Origin of the sequence: Fluoribacter dumoffii NY 23 (genome assembly GCF_000236165.1) — a bacterium.
GTDB lineage: Bacteria > Pseudomonadota > Gammaproteobacteria > Legionellales > Legionellaceae > Legionella > Legionella dumoffii.
The window spans coordinates 2,774,035-2,795,533 of sequence record NZ_CM001373.1; the positions used below are offsets into that span (position 1 = coordinate 2,774,035).

A 21,499-nucleotide genomic window follows, 5' to 3' on the forward strand; every position below is an offset into this window, starting at 1 on the left:
TGGTCCAAAGTGGGGTCCAAAGGAAAAAACATTATCCTGATTTAGTCGGTTTAAATCAATTGTTCCTGCTAAAAACTTATTCTTCTTCAATATGGTTTAACTTTTTCTCTAATGCAGAAAGTTTTACCATGTAGTCGTCCAATCGCCTGAATCGTGCCGCGTTACGGCGCCAGCGGCGATGTTCATGAACTAAGGTACCGGATGAATAAATTCCAGGTTTGGCAAGTGATTTACTGACTGTAGACATTCCCGTAACTACCACATCATCTGCCAAATGCACATGGGCTGCAATGCAACTTGCGCCTCCAATAATACAATCAGCGCCGATTTGCACATAAGCACCTACAGCCGCACATCCGGCGATGATGGTATTTTTACCTACCATCACGTCATGCGCTATCTGCACTAAATTATCGATACAGACCCCTGACCCCAAATAGGTATCGCTTAAGGAGCCTCGGTCAATCACCGTATTGGAACCAATTTGAACTTGATTGGCGATAACAACCGCCCCCGCGTTAAAACCGGGTTGCCACTGGCCATGTTGTTTTAAATAGTTAAATGGAGAAGCCCCTATCACACAACCAGAATTTATCATTACTTGCTCACCCAGTTGGCAGCCGGTATGAACCACTACGTCATGCCCGATATGGCTGTTGTTACCAAGGCGCACGAAAGATTCAATAACCGTATTGGCCCCTATGGTCACTCCATCCCCTACTTGGGTATGAGCACCGATGACACTATAGGGCCCTATCGCTACTCCTTGACCTAGTTGAGCGGACGCATGGATGATGGCTGTAGAATCGATGCCAGAAACTGAAGACAAGGGAGCTGATAAAATTCGGGTGGCCTGCACCATTGCTTGCGCTGGTTGCGATACAACAATAGTGTTTCCCTGAAATAAATGTTGATGTTCTGATTTGAGTAAAACAGCACCAGCCAAGGTAGTATTCAAAGCTGGAAGCAATAGAGGATTATCGTAATAGGCGACATCTTTTGATGTAGCTCGTGCAAGGGAAGCATAACAAAAAATGGCGTGCTCGGCATTCCCATGCCACACGCCATCTAAATGATTGGCTAGTTCTGCTAAAGTCAGCAATTTTCCATCGCCGGATTAGTTAATTGCTTTTACAACTTTATCAGTTATATCAAGAGTCTCGGCACTAAAAGGAGCCGCATCTTTTTGTACGATAAGATCGTATTTGTCGTCTTTAGCAACTTTTGAAATTGCTGCACGAACCTTAGCATATAAACCTTCCATTGCTTCATTGTTCGCAGTGCTTAATTCTTGTTGGTATTGTTGACCATCACGCTCAAATTGTTGTTGGGCGCTAATGATTTTCCTTTCCATTTCTTTCTTTTGAGATGCACTCATGATTGAGCTATCACGCTTGAATTTTTCCATATCAGCTTTTATACCTGCTTCAACTGCTACCAGCTTATCACGACGTGGTTTGAATTCTTTTTCCAATTTCTTTTGGATTTCTTTGATTTGACTTGAAGTTTGCATGATTTTTTGCAAATCAACCACACCTATTTTTGCAGTATCAGCGAATGCATTAGCGCCAAATATGCTGAAAACAAAGGCCACTAAGACCAGACCTAACCGTTTCATAACTAATCTCCTAAATTAAAGAGCATGATGCTAGCACAATTCGAAATAGGTTGCGATATGTACAGTAGGATTTTCGCTAATTTTGTCAATAGGAATATCTCTCCTTTCCTCCCGTGAAGGGAGAAAAGAAAGAGAATCATTAAAATCCTGAAGACAGAGCAAATTGGAAAAATTGTTTTTGATCGTATGGCTGTGGATTCAATGCCTTAGCCAAACTAAATGCCAGAGGGCCGAATGGAGATCGCCATTCAAGTGAAAGACCCGCTGAATACCTTAGGGGGCCTTGATAGATACCGGTCAACTCAGGCAAGGTATTGACGGCAAATACGTTACCCGCATCGACAAAGGCTGTAGTTCTCACATTGTCTCGGCTCAAAGGATAAGGCAATATAATACCCGCAGTTCCACTGAGCAATAAGTTACCTCCCACTGAATTCCGATAATTATCCAATGGACCTAATGAGTAACTGTCATAACCGCGTACTTGACCTGGTTGGGCCGTACCACCCGCATAATAATTTTCAAAAAATGGCAGCCCTTTACTATTAAAAGAATTTCCATATCCTGCAAAACCTTGTAAGGAGAATATCCATCCCCGGGTTATAGGCTGGTACATGCGTGCCTGATAAGAGCCTTTATAGTAAGATAAAGATCCTGAAGAGGCAGGCAAGGCAATTACCCCCGCCAGCTGTTGGTTAATTCCTTTTGTAGGATATGGGAATTGATCATAACTGTTTCTGCTCCATCCTGAGGATAAGCGAATTTCCTGGAAATGGGTTCCATACATTTTCACGAAATTTTTAATGGGTACGACATAACCAACACTCTTAATCTCTACATCCTGATACCCATAGCCCAACTGCCATCTGCTTGTCTCACCCAGCGGAATGCTGTAATTCACATCGCCACCAAAACGGTTGGAGCTGTAGGTACTGACATTAAGATTGCGCGGATCAACACGGGCAAAATACAGGTTGAGACCTCTTCCTATGCCGGTATCCGTATAGAAGGGATTATAATAATTTATGGTATAGTCTTGTCCCCATTTACTGGCCGTAAATGCAGCACCCATTGAACGTCCAGTACCCATAAAATTGTGCTGGTTGACAGAAGCGTTTAACTGGTAACCGTTGGTACCATAGCCAATAGAAGCACTCGCCTCAGCAGAAGGTGCCTCTTCTACCTGTACATCTAAATCCACCTGGTTATTAGCCTCAGGGACTGGGTTGGTCTTGACATCGACATTCTTTAGATAGCCTAACAGACGTAATTGTCGTTCAGATTCTTTAATATTGTGCAGCGATAACAGCCCGCCTTCATCCTGGCGGATAACACTTCGCAATACATAATCGCTGGTTTTAGTATTGCCATGGAATTTGATACGGCGAACGTAGACGTGGCGGCCAGGTTGTACGATAAAGGCGATAAATACAGTTTTATTATTTTCATCTAATTGGGGGTCTGCATTGATTGCAGGGAAACCATAGCCAATGTCCCCTAAAGCCAAACCAATAGCAGAAATGGAGTCAGTGACTTTCTTACGCGAAAAAACAGCGCCTTTTTTGACCTGGATTAAGGAGTTTATTTTTTCCGGGGGCAATATCGGCTTTCCCACTACTTTGTAGCCTGAGAAGTGGTATTGAGGTCCCTCTTCGATATGGACGTTAATATAAACGTCTTTTCTATCAGGTGATAATAAAACTTGAGAGGATATAATTTTAAACTTCAAATAACCCCGGTCCAGATAAAAAGAGCGTAATGCTTCAAGCGAGGCATCCATACCTGATTTTGAATACTGATCTTTTTTAGTAAAGTAAGTAAAGATACCGGACTTGGCTAAAGTGAACTCTGGTAATAACTCATTGGTAGAGAAATCGTGATTACCTATTATTTTGATTTGTTTAATTCTGGAAACACGGCCTTCAGAAATAGTAACCGTAATACCTACTCTGTTGTCGGTCAGGGGAGTAACCCTGGTCTCGATTCGTGAGTTATATTTGCCTCGGGCATTGTATGCCTGCTTTAATTCTTTTTCTAAACGTTCCAGTGTAGAGGTTTGAAATACCCTACCTTTGACCAAGCCCATTTCTTTAAGGAAATCTTTCATCTTGTCGCTAGGTATTTCTTTATTTCCCACTACAGTTATGGAACCTATGGTAGCTCGTTCAACTACATTAACAATTAAAGTATTACCTTGACGCTCTAACGAGACGGACTGAAAAAAACCGGTATCATAAAGGGTACGAATAATTTCAGCAGTGGATTCAGGGCTTATCTCTTCGCCAACCTGAACAGGTATATAATTAAGTACTGTTCCAGTAGAAACACGTTGCAAGCCTGTAACTTTAATACTGCGGACCACAAAAGAGTCTGATGCTATCGTTTGTGAAGACCAGGCTATGAGCGAGGAACAACAAACACCTAATATAAACTTACTACTGATTTTTTTCATTATTATTTTACGCCCAGTACTACGTGTACTATTAACCAATTTCGGTACACTGAAAATTGAACCACTTTTTATAGGAAGTAGAAACCACTGTCAAGTTTTTGTTCCCTGACTTTGCCAATACTTTGCGATTGGAAAGGATATAAAAGTTCTTAACTACCCTGCAAGTCTTGTTAAATCATTGGTCAACGCGATGAACATCAATGCAGCCAATAACAACAAACCTAAATAAGCCCCCGCTGATTTTAAGCCATCAGACAAAGGTTTACGGCGAATTGCCTCCAGGAGGTAATACAGCAAATGCCCACCATCCAGCATGGGAATAGGCAATAGATTTAATGCTCCTAAACTGATACTAACCAGCGCAAGGAAAAATAGATAGGAGGTTAGCCCGCTTCTTCCGGAATCTCCGGCTCCCTGAGCAATACCAACTGGACCACTAATACTATTCAAACCCAATCTGCCAGTAACCAACCGACCCATTAAAGTGAAGGTGGTGCCTGTCAATTGCACTGTTTGTTTTAATGAGGTACCTACTGCGGTTAAAGGGTCCTCTCTCTCCAAGCGCAGCCAATTTGCCGGCCATTTTACTTTCTCTGAACGTACCCCCAAAAATCCTTCAACTTTCCCTTTAATTTCCTGGCTTCCGGTTTGTACTAAAACATTTTGAATTTTGCCATTTCTTTTAAGCGATAAAGTTAATTGTTTATCTGGGCGCGTTTGCACATAATCCACCAGAAACAACCAATCGTTGAACGGCTTTCCATCAACCTTCAAGATTTTATCACCACTTTCCAAACCTGCTTTTGCTGCAGGAGAATCCGGGACTACCTCTCCCACTATGGGTGGAATTGAAGGAATGAAAGGTTGAATTCCAAGACTATCGAGAGGATCGGGTTTTTTATTATCCAGTTGCCAATCAGTCAAAGGTAAAAATACCTGATGTTTGTGTCCGTTGGTTAAAGATTTTACGGTTAATCGAATGGTTTCCTCAGAGCCTACGAGAGGCATAATTGCATACTGAAAATCGCGCCAGCTGTTTATATTAGTATCATTGAGGGCAATGATTTCTTCATTCGCACCTAATCCCGCTTTTGCCGCAATACTATTGGGTTTTACTGACTCGATCATGGGTGCTAATGATTGCATGCCAATAACCAGAACTAGCCATAAAGCAACAAAAGCAAAAATAAAATTGAAAAAAGGTCCAGCAAGTACGATCGCAGCTCTTTTCCAAAGCGATTGATTATTAAAAGCTAAATGACGTTCTTTTTCATCCACATCGCCTTCAGATTCGTCGAGCATTTTGACGTAACCACCCAAAGGGAATAGTGACCAGGCATATTCTGTTCCTTTCTTATCACGCCAACGCGCCAAAATAGGGCCGAACCCGAATGAAAAGCGCAGTACCTTTACGCCACACCATCGTGCTACTTGAAAATGACCGTACTCATGTACTGTAACTAACAAGACCAATGCCAAAAGAAAATACAGCAATGTTAAAAGCATAGTACTATCCTAAATGAAGTAATACTTGAGAATTCCTGATTAAATTCTCCGAAACTTAGGTAAAAAGTGCTTTTTTGCCGCTTGTAAAAACATCCTGTTCTCAATTTATTAACAAGCCCAGATACTCATTGGAGTATTACCCAAGTTATTCCGAAATAAAATATAGGCAATGCTGCAATTAAACTATCCAACCGGTCTAAAATACCACCATGACCTGGAATAACAGCGCCTGTATCTTTTAGATGGCAACGACGCTTCAATATACTAATGAACAAATCACCAAATATTGCAATAATTATAGTACATAAGGCTAGAACGAACCAATAAACCGTAGCGGCAGGATTAAAATAAGTAAAGCCAATCCAGGCAATAAGCATAGACAGGATAACTCCACCAAGCACCCCTTCCCAAGACTTTCCGGGACTAACTTGAGGAATTAATTTATGTTTCCCCAGAAGTTTACCGCTAAGATATGCTCCTGTATCTGAGACCCAAATTAAGAACAATAAATAAACAAGCAGTGCTTTTCCATTAGGTAAGGTATATAAATGAATAAGGCTTTGTATGAACAGGGGTAATAGAAAAAAACAAACAGCGGCTACAACAACCGGGTATCCCCAATACTTTTGTGAACCTGGGAAACTGAGAATAGCCAGGATATTCAAGCCCCAAAGAATGAGTCCAATGACCATCCAATAGGAAAAGAGATAACCACAGGCCCATAAGCCTAAAAGCATGAGGACGAAAAATCCAATTTGCAAGCCCAAATTTCTCAAGGGGATTAATTGCAGACATTCCTTGCATGCCGCAAGAAAAACAAGTAATACAATTCCTCCCAACAGCCACTTATTCCCATAAAAAATAAGTGCCAAAACCAAAGGCACCAAAATAAGGGTGGTAATCAAGCGTTGCAAGAACATAATATTAGCCTTAATGAGGTTAGATTAATTCGGAAATTTGTCCAAATCTTCTTTTTCTTTTATTAAACGAAGCCAAAGCCATCTCAAGCTCATGTTCACCAAAATCTGGCCAGTGCACTTCACAAAAATAAAGCTCTGTATAAGCAAGTTGCCAAAGGAAAAAATTACTAATTCGCAATTCACCACTGGTACGAATAAATAAATCAGGATCAGGTAGCCTCTCGGTATCCAGGTAATGGGCAAAACTGGTTTCAGTTATATCATCAATTGCCAATTCACCATTTTGGACTGCCCTGGCCACCTTTTTTGCAGCACTTACCACATCCCATTTACCGCCATAATTAACTACTACATTTAAAATCAATTGCTCATTATTTTCTGTTACACGCTCTGCTTCCCGCATTTGTTGTTGCAAAACTGCTGAGAGTAAGCCACGATCTCCAGTAAATCGCAGGCGAATTCCATGCTGATTTAACTCTGCAAGTTCTTTTCGCAAGGACTCCAGAAATAACTCCATTAAAAAATTAACCTCTTCAGCAGGACGAGACCAGTTCTCCGAACTAAATGCAAATAAACTAAGGCAAGGAATTCCTTTGGTCATACAGCAGCGAATTATTTTCTTCACAGACTCAACACCTGCTTTATGACCTTCAATTCTCGGCAATCCCTTACTTTCTGCCCACCGACCGTTTCCGTCCATGATAATAGCAACATGCTGAGGAATTTTTTGTTCCAAAACTACTCTTCCCAATCAAATAAATGGTGCATAGTCTAACCTCTTTAATACAAAAATGTCACTACCGGGAGGAATGAAACCGTTTAAATAAAGAACTAAATGGTTTCCAAATTATGTTTTAACGGTGCTGCCGCACCAATAGCCATCCCATCTTGGGCATTTTTCCTGCTTCCTTCCCATCCTGATAGAGGGGCAGATAATGGCTTACGAAATAGCGATTAAGTAAGGTATAATCACCCCACTAAATTCGGATGTGTTCTATGGAGAATTGCATGCAAAAAAATGCAACCTTGTTGCTCATGATCTTAGATGGCTGGGGATACAATAAAAACAGTGAATATAATGCCATCGCCCAAGCCAATACCCCGCAATGGGATGAATGGTGGGCGCATTGTCCGCATATTCTTTTAGACGCCGCGGGGCATGCTGTTGGTCTACCTGATGCACAAATGGGCAATTCCGAAGTAGGACACATGCATATAGGTGCGGGGAGAGTGATACAACAAGATTTCACCCGCATTAATGACAGCATAAAAAAAGGTGAATTTGCCAATAACCCTGTTTTTCAGGATGTAATCAAGACATTGCAAACAACGAAAAAATCGTTGCACATTATGGGGTTGTTCTCTCCAGGCGGAGTGCACAGCCACGAAAATCACTTATTTGCCCTGCTTGAGTTATGTGCACAACAAAAATTTACTTCTGTATATCTCCATTTATTTTTAGATGGACGAGATACTCCCCCACAGAGCGCCCTACACAGTTTGCAACGTCTCGATATCGAGTTAAAAAAACACCCGGTGGCGCAAGTGTGCTCCATTAGCGGCCGCTACTATGCTATGGATAGAGACAATCGTTGGGAAAGAATCGAACCAGTCTATACCTTGTTAACTCAGGCACGATGTGACTCTCATTTTCAGGATGCAGAAACAGCAATAATAACTTATTATCAACAGAATCTGTCCGATGAATTCATCCCGCCCACACTTATAGGCAAAGGCAAACCCATTGAAGATGGGGATGCAGTTTTATTTTTTAATTTCCGTGCCGACAGGGCTCGACAGTTAACCACCGCGTTTATCGATCCCGCTTTTAAAAAATTTAACCGAACCGTACATCCGCAGTTATCCTATTTTGTCAGCATGACTCAATATGATAAAAATTTACCCACCTCCAATGCTTTTCCACCAATTCCTTTAAATAATACCCTAGGTGAAGTTCTTGCAAACCATGACTTAAGTCAATTACGCATTGCAGAAACTGAAAAATATGCCCACGTCACCTTTTTCTTCAATGGTGGCAATGAGAATATTTTTGCCAATGAAGAACGAATCCTTATTCCTTCCCCTAAAATTCCCACATATGATTTACAGCCAGAAATGAGCGCCCCGCAATTAACCGAGTGTCTGGTCGAAGCTATTAACAGTCGAGCATACGATGTCATTATTTGTAATTATGCCAATGCGGATATGGTGGGTCATAGCGGAAATTTTCAAGCTACGGTGCGTGCTATAGAATGTCTTGACCACTGCATGAGCACAGTTTGGAAGGCACTGTCTCAGCAAGGCGGAAAATTGCTCATTACCGCCGATCATGGCAACGCAGAAGAAATGTTTGACGAAACAACCCATCAAGCACATACTGCTCATACTAGCGAACCGGTACCCTTGGTATATGTCGGGGGAGACTGGCATTTTAAGCGCAGTGAAGGAAGTTTAATTGATATAGCTCCCACTATGTTGGCTTTGCTTGGAATTAATCCGCCAGCAGAAATGACAGGGCACCCATTGTTAGAAAAAGATACCCATGAATAAACGGAATTTGGTAATTTCTTGTAAATTATGTCGAACAGCTGCCCGAAAATTTTGTTTCTTCAGGTTCATGGACTGTAAACAGATAATAAAATCGGCTGCCCTCTATTTTAAAGGATTCACCTTGAGCATGATGCTTTGCTTTGGGGTTTACGCAGAATCGACCTCCAGCGTACTGCAAACCAAAAATAAGCTAAAGCAGTTGGATGCGCAAATTAACAGCCTTCAGCAAACTTTAAACACGGCTCATGACAAACGTGGGGTTTTAAATAAGGAGTTATCGGAAACCGAAAAACAAATTGGCCAGGGCATCCGCAAGCTCCACTCCTTGCAAGAGGACATCAAAAATAAGGAAAATAAAATTGCTGATTTACAAAAGCAAGTGAGCCAATTAAATAAACAGCTTGTCACCCAACAGCAATTACTCGCAAACCATGTTCGTGCAAGATATCAAATGGGTGAATATCAGCCGCTTAAATTGCTCCTTAATCAGGACGACCCTGGTAAAATAAGCCGGATTTTGACGTATTACCAATACATTATTAAATCCCGGCAACAACTTATTGAAAAAATAGATAACACGCGGGCTAAGCTAAGTGCGAGCAAAGAAAAACTTCGTGCAGAACTAGATGCCAATAAACAATTAAAGCAAGAACTTACCCAGCACCAGGAACAACTGCAACAAAATAAAGGTTACCATACGACCTTGATTCAATCCCTAAATCATGAAATTCAGGATAAACAAAATACATTAAGGGAAGTTCGTAAAAATAAAGAGAATTTGGCTCGTTTACTTAACTCCCTAGCGCGGCAAAGTATTGCTCAAGAGAGTAAGCCAATGCCTCAATCGATTAGTCCATTTACCCAAATGCGCAAAAAATTGCCGTTCCCAGTCCAGAGCCATGGCCGATCGTTACGCAAAATGAACCAGGGGGTGACATTTTTTGCCGAGGAAGGCGCCATAGTCACTGCCGTATATCCTGGAAAAGTGGTTTTTAGTGATTGGTTAAAAGGATATGGTTTATTGATTATCGTGGATCATGGACAAGGCTTTATGACTTTGTATGCCCACAACCAGTCTTTATTTAAAAGCAAAGGTCAATATGTACGTCAAAATGAACAAATTGCAAGTGTGGGTCATACCGGCGGAATTAAACAAAACGGTCTATACTTTGAAATAAGACTAAGGGGAAAGGCTGTACCACCACTTAATTGGTTGTCATAGTTTTTCAACCCTGGCACTTTAATTGCATTTCAAATATTAATAATAAGAAGATGGCTTATTGTATAGCCTTGCATCTGAGGAGATCGCTATGTTGATAAGAAAAATATATCCATGCACACTTGCGATAGTGTATGCTTTTACTCTGATGTTACCTCTGACAGGCTTTGCAGATGATCAGGCAAATACAGATACGTCTACAAACTCCAGCACTACTTCTAAGGCAGTTCCTTTAGAAGATGTTCAACGATTTTCCAATGCCATAGGCGAAATTAAAAAATATTACGTCAAACCTGTTGATGATAAGGAACTGTTTGATAATGCCATTCGCGGCATGCTCAATGGTCTTGATCCTCACTCCAGCTATCTCGATGAAGAGGAATTTAAAGATTTGCAAACATCAACGAGCGGTGAGTTTGGCGGATTAGGGCTGGAAGTAACCATGGAGGATGGGGTAGTTAAAGTGGTTACCCCTCTCGTGGATACACCTGCCTTTAAAGCAGGCATCAAATCTGGCGACTATATTATCAAACTCGGGAAAGAATCCGTGCAAGGACTCTCTCTCAAGGATGCTGTCAATTTAATGCGAGGTAAAGCTGGAAGCACCATACAATTGACTGTATTAAGAAAAGGGGTCAATAAAGCACTTACCTTTGATTTAATACGTGAAGTGATTCAAATTAAGAGTGTGCAAAGCAAAATGCTTGCCCCAGGATATGGATACATTCGTTTAACTCAATTCCAAGCATTGACTGGAAAAGATATGTTACAAGCTATTGATCGCCTCAAACAACAATCTGGTGGAAACTTAAAAGGATTGGTGCTTGATTTACGTAACAACCCAGGAGGTTTGCTTGATTCTGCCATTCAGGTTTCTGATGCCTTCCTTGGTAAAGATAAATCAGGGAAACCTGAAACTATCGTCTCAACGAAAGGACGTTTACCTGGTTCAGACTTTACCGCTTTATCGAAAGGGGTTGATGTATTGCATAATGCTCCCATGGTTGTATTGATTAATAATGGCTCTGCTTCCGCTGCGGAAATTGTAGCTGGTGCACTTAAAGACAATAAAAGAGCTGTGATTTTAGGCACAACCAGTTTCGGTAAAGGTTCTGTACAAACTGTGTTACCCCTGGATGAAAAAACAGGAATTAAGTTAACTACGGCCCTTTATTACACTCCATCTGGAACTTCGATTCAAGCTACAGGAATTGTACCTGATATCGTAGTCAATGAATTGGAGATTCCTAAAACTGCCTCCAAGCCTTCTGATCTAACCGGGTTTAGTGAGGCTAATCTGAGCGGGCATTTACTCAATCAGACTAATGGGGAAAATTCTAAAACTAAAAGTACCAAAGCCCAAATTGATGAGTTAATGCATAATGACTATCAACTTTATGCAGCCTTAACTGTCCTGGAAGGAATGGCTTTGGCCAACAGATAATTAGCCTGTAAGAAAAGAGGAGTCAGAAGATTGTGTTTTTAAATTCAATCATCTGGCTCCTCTTATGCTATCTACTCCATATGGCTGCGCCCTACCCAATTGTTCCCCTGAGAGTTATGCGGTAAGAACTTCTTTTCTATAAGAAACTCCCCTTTTATCCAAATTAAATTTACCCATTACCCCTGTCCCTGATTCAAGAGCCAAAAGATGGGTGGCAATTGCTTGTGATGAAAAATCAGAATGAGTTTTTATTGCAAGCAAAGCACTATGATGAAGCATATGGAAAATATCATAAGCATAACCTGCTTCACTAACCGGGTGGCTTAAATATTCCTGTTTGTATTGCGCAATAAACTCGGGTTTCATCGAGTCCTGCAGAACTGCAGCTTGCTTGTGATTCGGACTTTGCGCCAGAAAATTGTTTTTCCCATCCGCTATGAGGGAATCCTCAGTAAGACAAAAATGAATCAGATTGTTCTTTTTAGCTATGGGGGCTACCAAAGCACCGCTGTCAGATCCTTCTGTCATTAATACATTGAGATGATGCGTATCAATAAATTTTTGTAGGGTTTTGGCAGCATGCGCACTATTTGCCATTTTATCGAGAGTAAAAAACTCATAATTAATATTTGAAGATTTTAACTGATCCCGGGCAATTTCCATCGCTCCTAGCATATTTCTGCCGATAAACGCCTTTTCAGTGGAAAATGGCGCATAAATACCCACTTTGATTGTCATTTGAGTTTTGGGGGAAGAATCACTGAGGCTTGTCGCTGCATCACAAACAGACCCTCCCGCGAGTGATAGAAAAAAAGCACTCCAAATAGCATAAAATTTTGGTAAAAAATTTCTCATATTCATCATCCTAGTTGATTAGACTCTGTATTATTATTCAGCTTTTTTCCCCACTTCTCCCATAGGGGTGGAAATATAGTTGGAGCAGAAATCCTCTGACGCCCTCAGTCAAATTATTTTGCTATGAATGGAATTTAAATACAATGGTTGGGATTTAATAATAATTGTGCGATAATCCTCACAAATTGACGATTTTTAGAATACAATGAATTATATTAAACCAATTTCATTCCTGGCCTGCTTATTTTTTTCCGCTTTGGTGCAAGCGAATATCCAATCCCACTTTGATCAAATAAAAAATGATCCAAATGCCTTATATGCATTTCTTAAAAGTATGCCTAAAGGTGGGGAGTTGCATTATCATCTGGCGGGGGGGGCCTATCCTGAAATCATGTTGGAAGTGGCATCTAAAGAAGATTACTGCTTGAATACCAACAATTGGGTCGTCAGTAAAAAATCCTCCGAATGTAATGGGGTGGAAACAAAAGATTTGCTGAATCATCCTGAACTCTATGCTAATACGGTAAAAAGTTGGTCAATGAAAGACTTCGTTCCAGGAAAAGAATCAGGCCACGATCATTTTTTTAACTCGTTCTACAAATTCAATGCCATTGTTGCCGATCATCAATCCGAATTAATTGCTTCTGTCATGAACACTGCAGCCCAACAGAATGAACACTATATGGAATTAATGGTTTTACCTGATAATGCTCACTCAACCAGTTTTGGCGATATGCTCAAAGGGACTACTTCATTTAGCCAAAAAAGAAAGATTTTACTTAAAAATCAGGACTTCCAAAACAATATTAACTATACGGCTATAGAGGCAAACAATTTGGTGCAGCAAGCACGCCAAAAGTTAGGTTGTGAAACCCATCCCGATCAAAAAGCCTGTAAAATAAAAATCAACTTTATCTATTATTCACTTCGTGAACAACCCTTGGACAACCTTTTTGCACAAACACTTAACGCATTTGAAGCGGTAGCTCAATCCATGAAAAGCAAGGGCGCCCTTGTTGGAGTTAACCTGGTACAGCCAGAAGACGGCATTATTTCTTTGCGTGATTACCGCAAACAAATGCAAATGTACCAATACCTTCACAAGTTATATCCCCAGGTCAATATCGCCTTGCATGCTGGAGAAATAACCCAGGAAATAGTTACCCCAGAAGATTTGGATTATCACATCCATGATGCACTCTTTACTGGTCAGGCACAAAGAATTGGACATGGTGTAGATATAGCCCATGAAAATAATGTAAACAAGACCCTGGATTACATGGCAAGCCAACATAAAGCCGTAGAAATTAATCTCGTCAGCAATCAAAAAATATTAAAAGTAAGCGGTGCAGACCACCCGCTCAATTTTTATTTGAAACACCATGTTCCCGTTGTACTGTCTACTGATGATGAAGGCATATTACGCACTAATCTAACGCAGCAATATGTAGAGGCGGTAGTAAGCCATGGTTTGGACTATTCCACATTAAAACAAATCAATAGAAATGCATTAACCTATTCCTTTTTACCCGGAAGAAGCATATGGGCTGATGCAGAAAAGGCGCTCCTGGTTTCTGATTGCCAGAATTTACAGAGTGAAAGTTGCCTGCGATTCATCAAGACAAATGAGAAAGCCCAATTACAATGGAATTTGGAACAACAATTACGGTCATTTGAGAACAGGTTTTAAGGTAATGTAACGGCATTAAATACCCGGATTTACTTACAAGGAGAATCAGGGGTTTACTGCCCTTCATTCAGGGCTATCAAAGATTAACATGGGGCTTTGCGCTATTCCCTTAGCGCAATATCAGATTAAGCCTTAAAAGGATCACGCAAAATAATCGTCGAATCGCGTTCAGGGCCGGTTGATAATAAATCGATAGGAACATTGAGCAGATTTTCAATGCGTTTCAAATAAGCCAGGGCATTGGCGGGCAGATCGTTCATATTAGTGATATCTGCTGTAGACTCTTGCCAACCAGGCATTTCTTCATAAACGGGCTCTAAACCCTGAAAATCAGCAGCTGATTGAGGAGGACGAGAAATTAAATTGCCTTTTTCGTCTTTGTATGCAACAGCAATGCGTAAGACATCTAATTTATCCAGCACATCCAGCTTGGTAATGCATAATCCGGTGATACTGTTTAATTCGATAGAATGCTTTAATAAAACCGCATCAAACCAGCCACAGCGCCGTGGTCTTCCAGTAACGGCACCAAACTCCTGGCCCCGTTCAGCAATTCGTTTCCCAACCTCGTCAAAAAGCTCGGTAGGGAAAGGGCCGCCACCAACACGAGTAGTATACGCTTTGGTAATCCCTAAAACATAGTCAATGTATTTCGGACCAAAACCTGCACCATTAACTACTGAGCCAACGCATGTGTTCGACGAGGTCACAAAGGGATAGGTTCCATGGTCAATATCCAGATAAACCCCTTGAGCTCCTTCAAATAAAATATTATCTCCCCGCTCTCTATGCTCATGCAAACAGGCAGAAACATCACAAACCATGTCACGTAACTCTTCAGCCCAAAGTAAGGATGAGTCGAGTACTGGTTGAAGCTCTACGGCAGGTTGCTTGAAATATTGGGTCAAAATAAAATTGTAATATTCTAAAAGCTCTGCCAATTTTTTTGCAAAACGCTCAGGGTGAAATAAATCACTGACCTTTAAAGCACGACGGGCAACCTTGTCTTCATAAGCAGGCCCTATACCCCGTCCGGTAGTACCGATAGCCGAGTTCCCCATGTGCGCTTCGCGTGCTTTATCCATGGCAACATGGCAAGGGAGAATCAGAGGGCAAGCCATACTAATACGTAAGCGGGAACGAACGTCTATTCCACTTTGCTCCAATTCTTTAATTTCGCCTAACAATGCATCAGGTGAAAGAACCACCCCGTTCGCGATATAACACGTCACGTGAGGTCTCAGCATGCCTGAGGGAATAAGACGTAGAACGGTTTTTACTCCATTAATCTTTAATGTATGACCTGCATTATGGCCACCCTGATAACGGACAACAACCTGCGCATCTTGCGTTAACAAATCGACAATTTTACCTTTGCCTTCATCGCCCCACTGCGTTCCTAAAACAACAACGTTTTTACCCATGATCTACTCTTAAATTTGCAAAATGCTCTTCACCGCTCTAACTTCGAGAACTTCGGAACCCAATTATAAATTTCTAACTACCCGCCTCTACTGATTCCAGGTTTCGATACATCGTAAATGAAAAACATTCTGAAAAATGTCCGCACAACAATTTATGCATGATTTTTCAGAATGTTTTTCGTTCAACCTGCTCGAAAATCTGAGCATTCGCCCAGTTTTGGTATCGAGATAAGTAGCTATCAAAATCCGACATTATAGTTACTTTTTAGCAGGTACACCATCATTTTTTGGTGTCGATTGCTTAAAATAATCAAAAAATGCGCTGCTTTGATCCAATACTAAAATATCTTTTTTACTTTTGAAACTTTCTTCATATGCAAGCAAGCTACGGTACAAAGCAAAAAAATCTTTATTTTTACTGTAGGCCTCTGCATAGATTGATGCCGCTTTTGCTTGGCCGATTGCTCTTACCTTTTGCGCGTTACTGCGGGTTTTTGCTAACAAAACCATCACATCAGCGTCAGCCTTGGCTTTAATTTCTTCAGCCGCTGCCTGCCCATCAGCACGATGTTTATTTGCAATTTTTTGCATATCAGCCCGCATGCGCTGATAAATCGCATTGCTGGTATTGGCCGGCAACTCAATTCCTTTAATGCGTACATCAACTACATTAATACCTAATCCACCTGCTTGCTTTTGAGCTGCTTCACGCAGTGACTCCATCACATCATCACGACCGCCTGATACGACTTCAGGAATAGTACGTTTACCAAACTGGGCACGTAGTAAAGTGTTTAATTGTTGCTCCAACAAAGTTTCGGCTTTAAATTCATTGCCACCTGTGGATCTAAAATATTGCGCCAAATCAGTAATATGCCACTTCACATAATAATCGACCATCACATCCTTTTTTTCCTTGGTAACAATTCGAGTCGATTTAATATCCATAGTTTGAATGCGAGTATCAAAAATACGCACGTTTTCAATAAAGGGTACTTTCAAATGAAGTCCAGGGTTTAATACCTTAACCTTATTCGTTGACTCATCATTAACCAAACGCCCTAAACGCAAAAGGATCCCCTGCTGGCCTTCCGTTATGGTAAATACACTCGTCAATAAAAATAGAAAAAATAAAAAAATCAATATGCCAAGGGCTCTACCTGTAGTTTTCATTACTAATTCCTCCCTTGCCGATAAACAGGCCTTGTGAGGTCTCGACCATCAACCAAACTTTCTGCCTCAATGGATTCATCACTCTCCGCTTTACTGTTTTTTGCAGTCTCCATGGGTATGGAAGACTTTTCAAATAATTTATCCAAAGGGAGGTACAGCAAATTTCCTGATTTGCTATCAACAATAATTTTACTGCTTTTGTTTAAAACCTTTTGCATAGTATCCAGATACATCCGTTCTGCCATAATTTTGGGGGCTATTGTATATTGAGGAAGCAATGCTAAAAACTCAGCAACCTCCCCTTGGGCATTCAAGACGATTTGTTTGGAGTAGGCTTCAGCCTCCTGTTGAATACGGCTTGCCTTCCCTTCCGCAATTGGAACTACTTTTGCGGCATATGCATAAGCTTGTTCTTTAAAGCGTTTTTCATCTTCTTGTGCTTTGATGGCATCGTCAAAAGCATCCTGTACGCTTTCGGGTGCACGTGCAGGTTGCGGAGCCACATTAACGATTACAATGCCGGTGTTATAAGGATTCAAAATTTTTATCAAAGTCTCTTGAACCTGATTGCCCCAAACTTCACGTCCTTCGGTAATCATTTGGTCCAATGTCGTCGTTCCTACCACTTGCCTCAGCGCACTGGAGGTTGCTTGTTGTAAACTCTCTTCAGGATTAGCGACATTAAATAAATATTCTTTCAAATCACCAATACGGTACTGCACCGCTAAAGAGACAGACACCAGGTTTTCATCGCTGGTAAGCATTTGTGCGGAGTAGGAATAATCCAGCACCCTGTCCACATTCAGAATCACTTTGGAAGAAAGAATCCTGGGTATCCAATGTGGTCCTGGACCCACAGTTTCCACATATTTCCCAAAGCGAAGAATAACCGCTTGCTCCGCAGGATCAACAATAAAAATACCGGATAACACCCAGAGAATGAAAGCAGCCGAAATAACTGCAATCGCGATTAAACCGCCATTCGATTTTTTTGTAGGTTCATTACCTGGTTTATTGGAACCGCCAAATATCATTTTCTTTAATTTGGCATGTGCGCGTTTAAGCGCCTCATCCAAATCTGGAGGTTGATTCTTGCCCTTCCAGGGATCTTTGCCTTTTTCTGGCTCATTCCACCCCATGTACTACTCTCCCGGAGAATTTTGAAAAAATAGAATTCTAGGGGGTATATGAAGTTTAAGCAAGTTCTCCTGTTAATTGACTTAATCTAAACTCTTAATCCTGTCTCATAATAGGCATGTTTGACCGTAGATTGCCAAACAGATACTCTTTAGTTCAGGCGTTTGGAAAAAGTGCAGGGATTTAGGTTTCTACTGGCTTTTTCCCCTCAGATCAATATCCCAAACATCTACGACCACATCATTTTCGACAATATAGAACTGATCAAACAGATTTATTGTAGGATCACAATGAGGGACAACAAGTTCTAAAACCTCACCATACCCGGGTAATTGAGATCCGTTTAAAGCACTCACTTTACCGTGCTCATCCCCAAATCCACCCCAATCGTATTGCAAACCCTGATGACTGATAATTTCGGGTTTATGGTTATCTACATAAATGGATTTGGTGCCTGCATCCACAGTGACATGTTCTGTTCTGTTGTTACTAATCACCGTGGTTAATAGAGTCATTGCCGGTTTGAACGCATTGAACTCTCTCTCGTTATTCATTGAGCCAATACTGGCGTATTGCACATCCATAACTGTATAAGAACCCGGTTGAATCTCGGTAACTTCAGTCGCTTCGACATCAATATCATAAGTTCCTGTTCCGCTTCCTGTTAATATGGAGCAATTAAGACCAATTCCCCGGAAACTTTTGACAAGATCACTTGCCATTTCCATTATGTGTAATGATTTACTTCTTCGTTCGCTAAAAGAATGAATATGTTGTAAATTGCCAGCATAACATTGAATCCCCATCAAATTTAACCAGGGGAATTGCATCATTTCCAAAGCGAAATTTAAGGCATGTTGCGGTTTAACCCCGGTGCGCCCTATTCCTGCATCCACATCAATCAAAACATTTATCATTTTATTACGGAGCATGCCCGCCTCATTTAAGGCGCTCATATTTTCTTTATTATCTACCACTACCAGGGTAGAGGGAGCCTTTGCCAAACAGGAAACAAGCCTGTCAATTTTGCTTTGGGTAACAATTGGGGAGGTGATCAAAATATTAGGTACCCCCTTTTGAATAAGCACCTCAGCCTCTGAAATTTTAGCAACACTCACGCCTATTGCCCCATATTCGATTTGCAAATGAGCTAATTTTGAGCATTTATGAGTTTTACAATGAGGCCTTACATTTACTTTATTTTTAATAGAATGTTTCCTCATGGTTTCCAGATTGGATTTCAAGATATTTTTATCAATGATTAAGCAAGGGGTATCCAATTCTGTTTTTTTGAGTCCTATCGCGGGATTCGACATTTTATTCCTCTAAATATTAGTCAGCACTCAGCATTACCCGAATACCCACATAAACCAGTAAGCCACCAAATATCCGGGTAAAAACGGCTTGAAAGCGAGTAAATAATTTGCGGATATTATTAGATTGCAAAAATAAAACCAGCAAAGGCCAATAAAAAAAAGACTCGGCAACAAAAACTCCGGCCACTAGAGCTTTGTCGCCTATCGAGGCGTTAATGGAAACAAACTGGGTAAACAAGCTCAGCAAAAAAACGGCAAGTTTTGGATTTAATGCATTACATAAAACACCTTCGCTGTATGCTTTTGCAATCGATACCTTTTTCACTGGAGAGGACTCCTGGATTATTTTTGCAGAATGCCCGGATTTTAAACCTTTTAATCCAAGATAAATTAAATAACATGCGCCTGCATATTTTAAAGTCGTATAAAGAACCACGCTCTGAGTGATAAGGAGTGCCAATCCCAAAATGCAATAAGTAGCATGAAAAACACATCCGGTAACAATACCGAAAGCGGTAGCCAGCGCTTGGCGCTTGGGATATAAAAGAGCATTTTTCGTTACCAATATAAAATCGGGTCCCGGGCTAATCATGCCGATAAAACAAATTGTTATTAAAAGAAATAAGCTAATATTCATAATCACCACTTTAAATTGATTCAATTGCAATTTGATGCTTATTATAACGCCCTTTCCCAAGCATTGCTGCATGGAGATGGCTCCCATGAGACCCAATAGGTTCCACCTCCTCCACTAATGCATTCAAATGACTAGGGGTTTAATTTCACTTCGTTTGCAACAAACCCATCACTGTGGTGATGAAGTCCTACAGTTGAATTTTCAATTGACTCATGCATTTCCATTTTAGGTAAGGTCTTGAACATATCGTCATAAATAATCTGTGTACGGGTTCCTGGATGGTTACGGGCATATTGCTTAACAGTTTCCCAATTGCATTTACCCTCAGCGATCATCCAGCGCATGGTACTCCAGGGATTGGGAATTCGTTGGTTCTCATAAGCTTCATTATAGCGACGCACAAATTCTGCATAAAGTTTAAATGGCGGCTCATCTCCTTTTAGTGCTACTGCTGCAGTCGTTGGTAACTCAGGGACATCCATAATTCCTTCTTGACGGCGGCTGTATTTGCGGGTAACCAGTCTTTCAATTACGAAAGCTGCATCGCTAGGCCTGCCAAAAAGCTGACGTAAAGTACTTCCCCATGAGTGATCCACATAGATAATTCTATGCAAGGCGGTATCGGTCAAATGGCAGCGGTTTACAAAAGAGTCTACCAATTGAGGTCTGGTGTCCATGTAATTATCAATTTCCTTGAGCAAAGCACCACGCTTGTCCGCTAATAATTGGCACAATTCCTCACTTCGCGGGGGTTCAGCACCACGACAAAGCAGCATCGCAGCACCTCGAATTAGCTCTTTATTGTTCTTATCCTGGGCCAGCCGTTTGCAAAGTGCCTCGATTGCAGTGTCCCCTGAGTCCTTATCCAGGGCATTATTTTCCGCTTCCAGTTTTAAATTCTCTATGGGAGCTTCATCCAATAAAACTTCAAGAACGTTTATCCTTCCCTTTCGGGCTGCCAAAAGCAGTGGCGTTTCTTTTTTAACTCCCACAGGATTACTCAGATCAGCTCCGGCTCTTACCAGATTGGTTACCCCGGAAATGAAATCCAATACTATGGCTTGATGCAGAGGCTGAAATGGGACACCGTGTTCTTTAAAAAGAGTCGCCGCATTGACATCTGGTCTGCAGGATAAAATTTTGGTTAATAACTGGCGATTTTGGGTAGGTAGGGCTAAAGACAGTAAGGTATGACCCTGTTCATCACGATGATTCACATCAAAAACATTGGTATCCAAAAGATGGAGGGCCAACTCAACTTTACCCTCCGCAATAGCTTGGTGTAACGGCAATCCACAATTTTTATTCTGGATTTTATTTAGAACGCAATCAATAAACGCTGTCAAATCAACAGGGATTGCTTTTTCAACAGAATCATCGTTGTTTCTCTGGTGGATTTGAATCAAATAATTCAAAACTGTTAATTGGGCCCCCCCAGGCATCCAGAAGGGATGTTCCAGATAACGCTTATCAACGAGCAGCTTCTTCTCGATAAATTCTTGAAATCCCTGTAATCCTGCTTTTATAGCCCCATTTATTTCTCTGATAAATTCCATAT

17 protein-coding genes are annotated in these 21,499 nt (G+C 41.0%); 4 read left to right on the plus strand and 13 right to left on the minus strand.

The genetic code is table 11. The annotated features are described in order from the left end of the window. Positions 1–76: 76 nt before the first annotated feature. The 6 genes from lpxD to uppS all read right to left on the minus strand — a co-directional run bounded on the left by lpxD (position 77) and on the right by uppS (position 7,232). Entirely contained in the window at positions 77–1,102 is a 1,026-nt protein-coding gene (gene lpxD / locus KYQ_RS12575) for a UDP-3-O-(3-hydroxymyristoyl)glucosamine N-acyltransferase (RefSeq protein WP_010654617.1), read from the minus strand. 15 nt (positions 1,103–1,117) lie between these two features. Continuing rightward, complete coding sequence (locus KYQ_RS12580; RefSeq protein ID WP_010654618.1) at positions 1,118–1,618, minus strand: OmpH/Skp family outer membrane protein; 501 nt, start codon at positions 1,616–1,618, stop codon at positions 1,118–1,120. Between the two features lie 139 nt (positions 1,619–1,757). Beyond that, complete coding sequence (bamA, locus tag KYQ_RS12590) at positions 1,758–4,070, minus strand: outer membrane protein assembly factor BamA (RefSeq protein ID WP_010654619.1); 2,313 nt, start codon at positions 4,068–4,070, stop codon at positions 1,758–1,760. A gap of 153 nt (positions 4,071–4,223) precedes the next feature. Continuing rightward, positions 4,224–5,576, minus strand: a complete 1,353-nt coding sequence (gene rseP, locus KYQ_RS12595; protein ID WP_010654620.1) for an RIP metalloprotease RseP — start codon at positions 5,574–5,576, stop codon at positions 4,224–4,226. 125 nt (positions 5,577–5,701) lie between these two features. Then, positions 5,702–6,496, minus strand: coding sequence for a phosphatidate cytidylyltransferase (locus tag KYQ_RS12600; RefSeq protein ID WP_010654621.1), 795 nt, complete (start codon positions 6,494–6,496; stop codon positions 5,702–5,704). Positions 6,497–6,515: 19 nt separating this feature from the next. Continuing rightward, positions 6,516–7,232 (minus strand): undecaprenyl pyrophosphate synthase, encoded by a 717-nt coding sequence (uppS, locus tag KYQ_RS12605; RefSeq protein ID WP_010654622.1) that lies wholly within the window; start codon positions 7,230–7,232, stop codon positions 6,516–6,518. 272 nt (positions 7,233–7,504) lie between these two features. Between uppS and gpmI the strand changes: the two genes are divergently transcribed. From gpmI to KYQ_RS12625, 3 genes are all read left to right on the plus strand, one after another. Further along, positions 7,505–9,046 (plus strand): 2,3-bisphosphoglycerate-independent phosphoglycerate mutase, encoded by a 1,542-nt coding sequence (gene gpmI, locus KYQ_RS12615; RefSeq protein ID WP_010654623.1) that lies wholly within the window; start codon positions 7,505–7,507, stop codon positions 9,044–9,046. A gap of 127 nt (positions 9,047–9,173) precedes the next feature. Beyond that, complete coding sequence (locus tag KYQ_RS12620) at positions 9,174–10,268, plus strand: murein hydrolase activator EnvC family protein (protein WP_231294555.1); 1,095 nt, start codon at positions 9,174–9,176, stop codon at positions 10,266–10,268. An 88-nt stretch (positions 10,269–10,356) separates the two neighbouring features. Beyond that, positions 10,357–11,709, plus strand: coding sequence for a S41 family peptidase (locus KYQ_RS12625; protein ID WP_010654625.1), 1,353 nt, complete (start codon positions 10,357–10,359; stop codon positions 11,707–11,709). 114 nt (positions 11,710–11,823) lie between these two features. On the opposite strand, the gene KYQ_RS12630 is transcribed toward KYQ_RS12625, so the two are convergent. Further along, complete coding sequence (locus tag KYQ_RS12630; RefSeq protein ID WP_010654626.1) at positions 11,824–12,564, minus strand: type 1 periplasmic-binding domain-containing protein; 741 nt, start codon at positions 12,562–12,564, stop codon at positions 11,824–11,826. A 205-nt stretch (positions 12,565–12,769) separates the two neighbouring features. On the opposite strand from KYQ_RS12630, the gene KYQ_RS12635 reads away from it, so the two are divergent. Beyond that, positions 12,770–14,254, plus strand: coding sequence for an adenosine deaminase family protein (locus KYQ_RS12635; RefSeq protein WP_010654627.1), 1,485 nt, complete (start codon positions 12,770–12,772; stop codon positions 14,252–14,254). Between the two features lie 125 nt (positions 14,255–14,379). Here the strand turns inward: KYQ_RS12635 and KYQ_RS12640 are convergent, their stop codons facing one another. The 6 genes from KYQ_RS12640 to ankC form a co-directional block, all read right to left on the minus strand. Then, positions 14,380–15,678: an adenylosuccinate synthase gene (locus KYQ_RS12640; protein ID WP_010654628.1), complete on the minus strand. Its 1,299-nt coding sequence runs from the start codon at positions 15,676–15,678 to the stop codon at positions 14,380–14,382. A gap of 258 nt (positions 15,679–15,936) precedes the next feature. Beyond that, positions 15,937–16,851 (minus strand): protease modulator HflC, encoded by a 915-nt coding sequence (hflC, locus tag KYQ_RS12645; protein ID WP_010654629.1) that lies wholly within the window; start codon positions 16,849–16,851, stop codon positions 15,937–15,939. A gap of 2 nt (positions 16,852–16,853) precedes the next feature. Continuing rightward, the gene (gene hflK / locus KYQ_RS12650) at positions 16,854–17,990 is read right to left on the minus strand and encodes an FtsH protease activity modulator HflK (protein ID WP_010654630.1); all 1,137 of its coding nucleotides are present in this window, start codon (positions 17,988–17,990) and stop codon (positions 16,854–16,856) included. A 189-nt stretch (positions 17,991–18,179) separates the two neighbouring features. Next, positions 18,180–19,304, minus strand: a complete 1,125-nt coding sequence (locus KYQ_RS12655) for a DSD1 family PLP-dependent enzyme (RefSeq protein ID WP_010654631.1) — start codon at positions 19,302–19,304, stop codon at positions 18,180–18,182. Positions 19,305–19,320: 16 nt separating this feature from the next. Further along, a complete protein-coding gene (locus tag KYQ_RS12660) occupies positions 19,321–19,941 on the minus strand; it encodes a LysE family translocator (RefSeq protein WP_035718414.1) in 621 nt (206 codons plus the stop codon). A 131-nt stretch (positions 19,942–20,072) separates the two neighbouring features. Next, positions 20,073–21,497, minus strand: coding sequence for a Dot/Icm T4SS effector AnkC/LegA12 (gene ankC / locus KYQ_RS12665; protein ID WP_010654633.1), 1,425 nt, complete (start codon positions 21,495–21,497; stop codon positions 20,073–20,075). Positions 21,498–21,499 lie beyond the last annotated feature (2 nt).